This window comes from Serratia quinivorans (genome assembly GCF_052113645.1).
In the GTDB taxonomy this organism is placed as follows: Bacteria; Pseudomonadota; Gammaproteobacteria; order Enterobacterales; family Enterobacteriaceae; genus Serratia; species Serratia quinivorans_B.
Window position 1 is genome coordinate 66,348 of the sequence record NZ_JBIEIU010000018.1, and the last position, 7,104, is coordinate 73,451.

At 58.4% G+C, this 7,104-nt stretch carries 6 protein-coding genes; 5 read left to right on the forward strand and 1 reads right to left on the reverse strand.

From position 1 onward, the window contains the following. Positions 1 to 10 precede the first annotated feature (10 nt). Entirely contained in the window at positions 11 to 1,279 is a 1,269-nt protein-coding gene (entS, locus tag ACGS9J_RS23650) for an enterobactin transporter EntS (protein ID WP_442233103.1), read from the forward strand. Here the strand turns inward: entS and fepB are convergent. Next, positions 1,266 to 2,225, reverse strand: a complete 960-nt coding sequence (fepB, locus tag ACGS9J_RS23655) for a Fe2+-enterobactin ABC transporter substrate-binding protein (protein ID WP_442233104.1) — start codon at positions 2,223 to 2,225, stop codon at positions 1,266 to 1,268. The genes entS and fepB overlap by 14 nt on opposite strands. 198 nt (positions 2,226 to 2,423) lie before the next feature. On the opposite strand from fepB, the gene ACGS9J_RS23660 reads away from it, so the two are divergent. The 4 genes from ACGS9J_RS23660 to dhbA are packed head-to-tail and all read left to right on the forward strand — an operon-like array spanning position 2,424 to position 6,885. Beyond that, positions 2,424 to 3,632, forward strand: a complete 1,209-nt coding sequence (locus tag ACGS9J_RS23660) for an isochorismate synthase (protein WP_442233105.1) — start codon at positions 2,424 to 2,426, stop codon at positions 3,630 to 3,632. An 8-nt stretch (positions 3,633 to 3,640) separates the two neighbouring features. Then, on the forward strand, positions 3,641 to 5,269 hold the full coding sequence (locus tag ACGS9J_RS23665) for a (2,3-dihydroxybenzoyl)adenylate synthase (protein ID WP_442233106.1): 1,629 nt from the start codon (positions 3,641 to 3,643) through the stop codon (positions 5,267 to 5,269). A 3-nt stretch (positions 5,270 to 5,272) separates the two neighbouring features. Continuing rightward, positions 5,273 to 6,127 (forward strand): isochorismatase family protein, encoded by an 855-nt coding sequence (locus ACGS9J_RS23670; RefSeq protein ID WP_442233107.1) that lies wholly within the window; start codon positions 5,273 to 5,275, stop codon positions 6,125 to 6,127. Continuing rightward, positions 6,127 to 6,885, forward strand: coding sequence for a 2,3-dihydro-2,3-dihydroxybenzoate dehydrogenase (gene dhbA / locus ACGS9J_RS23675; RefSeq protein WP_442233108.1), 759 nt, complete (start codon positions 6,127 to 6,129; stop codon positions 6,883 to 6,885). Before ACGS9J_RS23670 ends, dhbA begins: the two co-directional genes overlap by 1 nt. Positions 6,886 to 7,104 lie beyond the last annotated feature (219 nt).

A 7,104-nucleotide genomic window follows, 5' to 3' on the forward strand; every position in this document is an offset into this window, starting at 1 on the left:
GAGAAAGCTCATGAGTAAGCCCTCTATTTTGCTTGATTTTGGCCTGCTTAAAACCAATGGCGCTTTTCGCGCCGTATTCTGCGCGCGTTTTATTTCCATTTTGGCGCTCGGGTTGATGGCCATTGCGATCCCGGTGCAAATCCAGGCCTTGACCGGCTCGACGCTGCTGGTCGGGTTGTCGGTGACGCTGGCGGGCAGCGGCATGTTTGCCGGGTTGCTGATGGGAGGGGTACTGGCCGATCGCTACGAACGCCGCCGCCTGATTTTATTTGCCCGCTCCACCTGCGGTATCGGTTTTGTCGGCCTGTGCCTGAATGCCGCGTTGCCTGCGCCGTCATTAACGCTGATCTATCTGCTGGCCGTCTGGGACGGGTTCTTCGGTGCCGTCGGCGTGACGGCGCTGCTGGCGGCGACCCCGGCGCTGGTAGGGCGTGAAAATATCGTTCAGGCCGGGGCCATCAGCATGCTGACGGTGCGTTTTGGCTCGATCCTCTCCCCGGCGATTGGCGGGCTGGTGATTGCCAACGCCGGAGTGACGTGGAACTACGCTTTGGCGGCATTGGGTACCTTACTGACGTTGATCCCCTTGTTGCGCCTGCCGCAGTTGTTGCCGCCGCCGCAACCGCGTGAGCATCCGCTGCGTGCGCTGGCCGGGGGTTTTGGCTTCCTGTTCCGCAACCGGGTGATTGGCATGGTGGCGCTGATCGGCGCGCTGCTGACGATGGCCAGCGCGGTACGCGTGCTGTACCCGGCGATGTCCGGCATGTGGCAAGTCAGTGCGGCGCAGCTGGGCTTTATGTATTCCGCTGTACCGCTGGGGGCAGCGATTGGCGCCTTCACCAGTGGCCGGGTGGCTCACGTGGCACGGCCGGGTTGGATGATGCTGATGACGGCGATTGGCGCATTTGTCGCTATCGGCCTGTTCGGGCTGATGCCCTGGTATGGTCTGGCGTTGTTCTTCCTGGTGATTTTCGGCTACCTGAGCGCGCTGAATTCATTGTTGCAGTACGGGCTGATTCAGAACCTGACGCCGGATGCATTCCTCGGACGCATTAATGGCCTGTGGACGGCGCAAAACGTGGTGGGTGACGCATTGGGGGCATTGTTGCTGGGGGCGATGGGGGCGTTTATGTTGCCGGCCATGACCTCAACCAGCTTTGGTTTTGGCGTAGCGGTACTCGGCGTAGTACTGGCATTTGCGATGCGCGGTCTGCGACAGGTGAGCATTGGCGGGCAAGAAAGCGATCTCCAGCCCGCCACGGAAGCTACTGAGAAATAAACTGCTTTTCCAACCGCGTCAGCAGGTTGCTGGCGCTGTAATAATCCAGCCGGAAGGTGTCATTCCCCAGCGCATAAACCCGCTGGTGTTGCACCGCCGGCAGGTGAGCAAGGAAAGGATTGGCCATTAGCCGTTGTGCGTCGCTGTCGCTGTTGGCGAACAGCATCAGAGTCTGGCCATTCAGGCCTTCCGCCAGGTTTTCCCCGGCAAGTTGAATGATGTCCTTGCGCATTCCCATGCTGCGGCTGTTGTTCAGCTTGTCTGACGGGACCGCCAGGGTGAACCCCAATTGCTTGAGCATTTGCCCCTGAGAGGATTCTGCGGTCCACAGGTTGGCTGATTTGCCGTCGGCACTGAATACCAGTGCGGAGATCGGTTGTTCCGGCAGTTTCATGCGCTGCTTCAGCGACTGTTCACGGCTATCGAAATCACTGACGACTTTTTGCGCTTCGGCTTCATGCCCAGTGGCCTGACCCAGTTCGGTCGCCAGCGCCTGCCAGCTTTTGTCGTCGTAATTGACCACCAGCACCGGGGCAATGGCAGAGAGCTGATCGTACAAACGCAGGGCGGAATCGGCCCCGGTAGCGGAGATGATAATCAGATCGGGCGCTTCACCGGCAATGGCTTCTGCGTTGGGCTCGCCGATGTACAGGCGTTTAACGCCGCGTTGTGCCGCGATAGCGCTCCATTGATGGAAGAACCCTTGCCGATCCGCCAGGCGGCTGCCGGGCGTGGTGGCGCCGCTGGCGATGACCGGTGCATCGATCGCCAGCAGGGTACCGGTGACGGTAACGCTGGTGGAAACGATACGGGTAGGGGGCTGCTGCAAGGTCACCACACCGTGTGATGTTTCGATTTTACGCGGCCAACCGGCCTCTGTGGCATGGGCTGCGCCAATGGTCAGCATGCCAAACAGCGCGAAGCCGAAGAACAGGATCTTCTTCATAAAACATTCCTTGGACGTTAAATAGTAATACTTATCATTTATATAATTAAAGCTGCTGATTTTATAGCACGATTATGAAGAGAAGAACTGTTTACATTTATTGACATAGCATATTCACGAAGGTAATTTAACGCGATTCAATACAAATGATAATCATTATTATACAGGTTATTGTTCATGATACGAACGGGAGAACCGATGAGCGTTACAGTAAAGGGTACCGGGCAGAAGAAGCCGCAAAGCAAGGATGACGAATCGTCCGTTGCAGGCGTGTCGCCGACCTCCGGCTTTTTCTTTACCTCTCCTTTCCGTAGTCTGAGTACCCAGGGCTGCTTCGCCAAAATCACGCTGCCGGCTCAGAACGGGGATCAGCTTAACGGCGAGTTCCAGCAGGCGGTACAGCATGCTTTTGCCGAAGCCAAACTGGCCGGGGTGAAAAACCCGGTGCTGTGCGGAGCGATCCCGTTTGATACTCAACAGCCCTCCGCACTGTTTATTCCTCAGCACAGCCAATGGTTTGATCGCGAGGCCTTTTTGGCCGGCGTAACCTCACCCCAGGACGCTCTGCCGGAAATTATCCGCCAAAATGAAGTGCCCGCACAACAGCCTTTCATGCAAATGGTGGCGGATGCGGTGGAAGCGACCCGTGGCGATCGGTTGGACAAAGTGGTGCTGTCGCGCCTGCTGGAGATTGAAACGCGCGAGCCGGTAGACAGCCAGGCATTGATGGCGCGCATCATCGCCCAGAACCCCCATGGCTTCCATTTCCATGTGCCGCTGGAGCAGGGGGCATTGCTTGGGGCCAGCCCTGAGCTGCTGTTGCGCAAATCCGGCGCACAGTTTTATTCCAACCCGCTGGCCGGTTCCGCCCGCCGTGATGCCGATCCGCAGCGGGACCGACAGATCAGCCAACAGCTGTTGGTCTCCGAAAAAGACCTCTATGAACACCAGTTTGTTACCGAAGGGATGCGCCAGGTGTTGGCCGATCGTTGCAGCTACCTGAACATCCCCACCTCTCCCGAATTATTGAGCACCACCACGCTGTGGCACCTGTCCACGCCTATCGACGGCGAAGCCGCCAACCGTGGCGAAAATGCGCTGTCGCTGGCCTGCCTGCTGCACCCGACGCCGGCATTGTGCGGTACGCCAACCGCCTTGGCGCACCAGGTGATTAAACAGCTGGAACCTTTTGATCGCGGCCTGTTTGGCGGCATCGTCGGCTGGTGTGACGCCGAGGGCAACGGTGAGTGGGTGGTCACCATCCGATGTGGCACGGTGCAGGGCAACCAGGTGCGACTGTTTGCCGGAGCCGGCATTGTGCAAGACTCTTCGCCGGAATCTGAATGGCATGAAACCGGCACCAAACTCAGTACCATTTCGCGGGCGTTTGGCCTGAACCAAGGATAGACATTCCCATGAGCATTGCTTTTACTCCCTGGCCTGAGGCATTAGCCCGTCGCTATCGCGAACGCGGATATTGGACCGACCGGCCATTGACCGACATCATCACTCGTCAGGCTAAAAATGACGCCATAGCGCTGATTGACCCGCAACGCAGCCTGAGCTACCGCCAGCTTGACCAACTCTCCGATCGGCTGGCTGCGGCCTTGCAGCGTCGGGGCTTGCACAGCGGTGATACCGCGCTGGTGCAGTTGGGGAATGTGGTTGAGTTCTATGTGACTTTCTTTGCGCTGTTGAAAATTGGCGTGGTGCCGGTGAATGCGTTGTTCAGCCACCAGCGCAACGAGCTGAACGCTTACGCGGCACAGATCAAGCCGGCATTGCTGATTGCCGATCGTCAGCATGGCCTGTTCGGCAACGACGAATTCCTGACGGCGTTTGGCGCCGAGCACCCTTCTCTGCGCCTGGTGGCCTTGCGCAGTGAGACCGAGGGCGAGCTGTCGCTGGCGGCCTGGCTGGAAGAGGATTGCGGCGATTTCGTGGCTGCGCCAACCGCGGCCGATCAGGTAGCGTTCTTCCAGCTTTCCGGTGGCAGTACTGGCACGCCGAAGCTGATCCCACGTACCCACAACGACTACTACTACAGCATTCGCCGCAGCGTGGAGATTTGTCATTTTGATGACGAAACCCGTTATCTGTGCGCACTGCCGGTAGCACACAACTATCCGATGAGCTCGCCTGGCGTGTTGGGCGTGTTTTACGGTGGTGGGCTGGTGGTGTTCGCCAGCGATCCGGATGCCGGGCAATGCTTCCGCTTGATTGAGCAGCATCAGATTAACGTGACGGCACTGGTGCCGCCGGCGGTGACGCTGTGGCTGCAGGCCATTGAAGAGTGGGGCGGGTGCCGGCAGTTGGCCAGCCTGAAGTTACTGCAGGTGGGCGGCGCCAAGCTGGGGGAAACTCTGGCCGCACGGATCCCGGCGGAGATTGGCTGCCAGTTGCAGCAGGTGTTCGGCATGGCGGAAGGCCTGGTGAACTACACCCGACTGGACGATGACGACCTGCATATTCTCACCACTCAGGGGTGCCCGATGTCGCCGGATGACGAGCTGTGGGTGGCCGATGACGACGGCAATCCGCTGCCGGTGGGGCAAACCGGGCGCCTGATGACGCGTGGCCCTTATACCTTCCGCGGTTATTACCAAAGCCCGGAGCACAACGCTGCCGCCTTTGATAAAGACGGCTTCTACTGTTCCGGCGATTTGATCAGCCTGACCGAAGACGGCTATGTGAAGGTCGAAGGGCGTCAGAAAGACCAGATTAACCGCGGTGGGGAAAAGATCGCCGCCGAGGAGATCGAAAACCTGCTGCTGCGTCACCCGGAGGTGATCAATGTGGCGTTGGTTTCAATGCCGGATGAGCTGATGGGCGAGAAAAGCTGCGCCTATATCATCGCCACCAGCCCATTGAAGCCGGTGGTGCTGCGTCGCCATTTACGCGCCGAGGGCGTGGCCGAATTTAAATTGCCCGACCGTTTTATACAGGTCGAGACGCTGCCGCTCACCCCGGTTGGCAAAGTGGATAAAAAACGGTTGCGCCAACGCCTGGAGGCGCAACAACTGACTCTGGTCCAGGGAGAATAAGTCATGGCCATTCCAAAACTTAATGATTACGCGTTGCCGACTCAGGCTGAACTGCCGACCAACAAAGTGAGCTGGACGGTAGAACCGCAGCGCGCTGCACTGCTGATCCACGATATGCAGCAGTATTTTCTGAATTTCTGGGGTGAAGACAGCCCGCTGATCAAACAGGTGGTGGAGAACATCGCCAACCTGCGCCGTTACTGCAAATCGCAGGGCATTCCGGTGTTTTACACCGCGCAGCCTAATCAGCAGAGTGATGAAGATCGCGCGTTGCTCAATGACATGTGGGGACCAGGGCTGAACAAGCACCCGGAGCAGCAGGCGGTGGTCGCCGCGCTGGCGCCGGAAGAGGACGACACTGTGCTGGTGAAATGGCGTTACAGCGCCTTCCACCGTTCGCCGCTGCAGGAAATTTTGCAGGAGTCCGGGCGCGATCAGTTGATCATTTGCGGCGTGTACGCCCATATCGGTTGCATGACCACGGCGATCGATGCGTTTATGCGCAATATTCAGCCGTTTATGGTTGCTGATGGTCTGGCCGACTTCTCCCGCGAAGAACACCTGATGGCACTGCGTTACACGGCCGGCCGCTGTGGCCGCGTGGTGACCACTGCCAAACTGCTGCCAGGAATTGCCAGCAAAGCGGCGTTGCGCCTGCAAATCATGCCTTTCCTCGACGAAGACAGTGAAGACATGGGCGACGATGAGAACCTGATCGATTACGGCCTGGACTCGGTGCGTATCATGGAGCTGGCGGCACGCTGGCGTAAGATCCGCGGCGATATCGATTTTATCGCGCTGGCCAAGAATCCGACCATTGATGGCTGGTGGGCGTTGCTGTCGGAGGGGAAAGCCTGATGAGCCAACAGGGTGATTTCGCCGGTAAGCGAGTTTGGGTCACCGGCGCGGGTGCCGGGATTGGTTTGGAGACGGCTTTGGCGTTTATGCGAGCCGGTGCCGAGGTGATTGGCTTCGATAAGCATTTTGGCGAGCCGGAATATGCTTTTCGCACCGAAGTGCTGGATATCGCCGATAGCGATGCGGTAGATGCCCTGTGCGGACGTTTGCTGGCGGAGCAGGGTGAGCTGGACGTGCTGGTCAACGGTGCCGGTATTCTGCGCATGGGGTTGGCGGACGAAACCAGTACCGCAGACTGGCTGGCCTGCCTGGCAGTCAATGCCGGTGGAGCATTCAATATGTTCCGCCATGCCTTGCCGGTATTTCGTCGCCAACGACGCGGCGCCATTGTCAGCGTGGCATCCAATGCGGCGCATGTGCCGCGCGTCGGAATGGCAGCCTATTGCGCTTCCAAGGCGGCGTTGCGCAGTTTGTGCAACACCGTCGGGCTGGAAATGGCCCCTTATGGCGTACGTTGCAACCTGGTTTCGCCAGGCTCGACCAATACACCGATGCAGCGCGGCATGTGGCAGGATGAAACCGGCGAGCAGAACACCATTAACGGCTTCCCGGAACAGTTCAAATTGGGCATTCCGCTGGGTAAAATTGCTCAGCCGCAGGAAATTGCCGATGCGATTTTGTTCCTGGCTTCCGATCGCGCCAGCCATATCACCATGCAGGATATCGTGATTGACGGCGGGGCGACACTGGCGGCCTGATCATCCAGGCAGCAGTTGTACGATGGCCATAGGGCGCTGCTTGCAGCGCCTTTTTTACTGGCGTCGCAAGGGTAGTTATAGCGGTTTTGAGGGGGTTCCGAACGGCAGATGCGAAAAAAGCGCCAAAAGGCGCTTTTTCTGTATTGGTGGGTCGTGCGGGATTCGAACCTGCGACCAATTGATTAAAAGTCAACTGCTCTACCAACTGAGCTAACGACC

What these genes read in the sequence shown, in the direction of transcription:
- ACGS9J_RS23670 (WP_442233107.1), top strand. Translation starts at nt 5,273, where the DNA reads ATGGCCATTCCAAAACTTAATGATTACGCGTTGCCGACTCAGGCTGAA.
- entS (WP_442233103.1), top strand. Translation starts at nt 11, where the DNA reads ATGAGTAAGCCCTCTATTTTGCTTGATTTTGGCCTGCTTAAAACCAAT.
- ACGS9J_RS23660 (WP_442233105.1), top strand. Translation starts at nt 2,424, where the DNA reads ATGAGCGTTACAGTAAAGGGTACCGGGCAGAAGAAGCCGCAAAGCAAG.
- dhbA (WP_442233108.1), top strand. Translation starts at nt 6,127, where the DNA reads ATGAGCCAACAGGGTGATTTCGCCGGTAAGCGAGTTTGGGTCACCGGC.
- ACGS9J_RS23665 (WP_442233106.1), top strand. Translation starts at nt 3,641, where the DNA reads ATGAGCATTGCTTTTACTCCCTGGCCTGAGGCATTAGCCCGTCGCTAT.
- fepB (WP_442233104.1), bottom strand. Translation starts at nt 2,225, where the DNA reads ATGAAGAAGATCCTGTTCTTCGGCTTCGCGCTGTTTGGCATGCTGACC.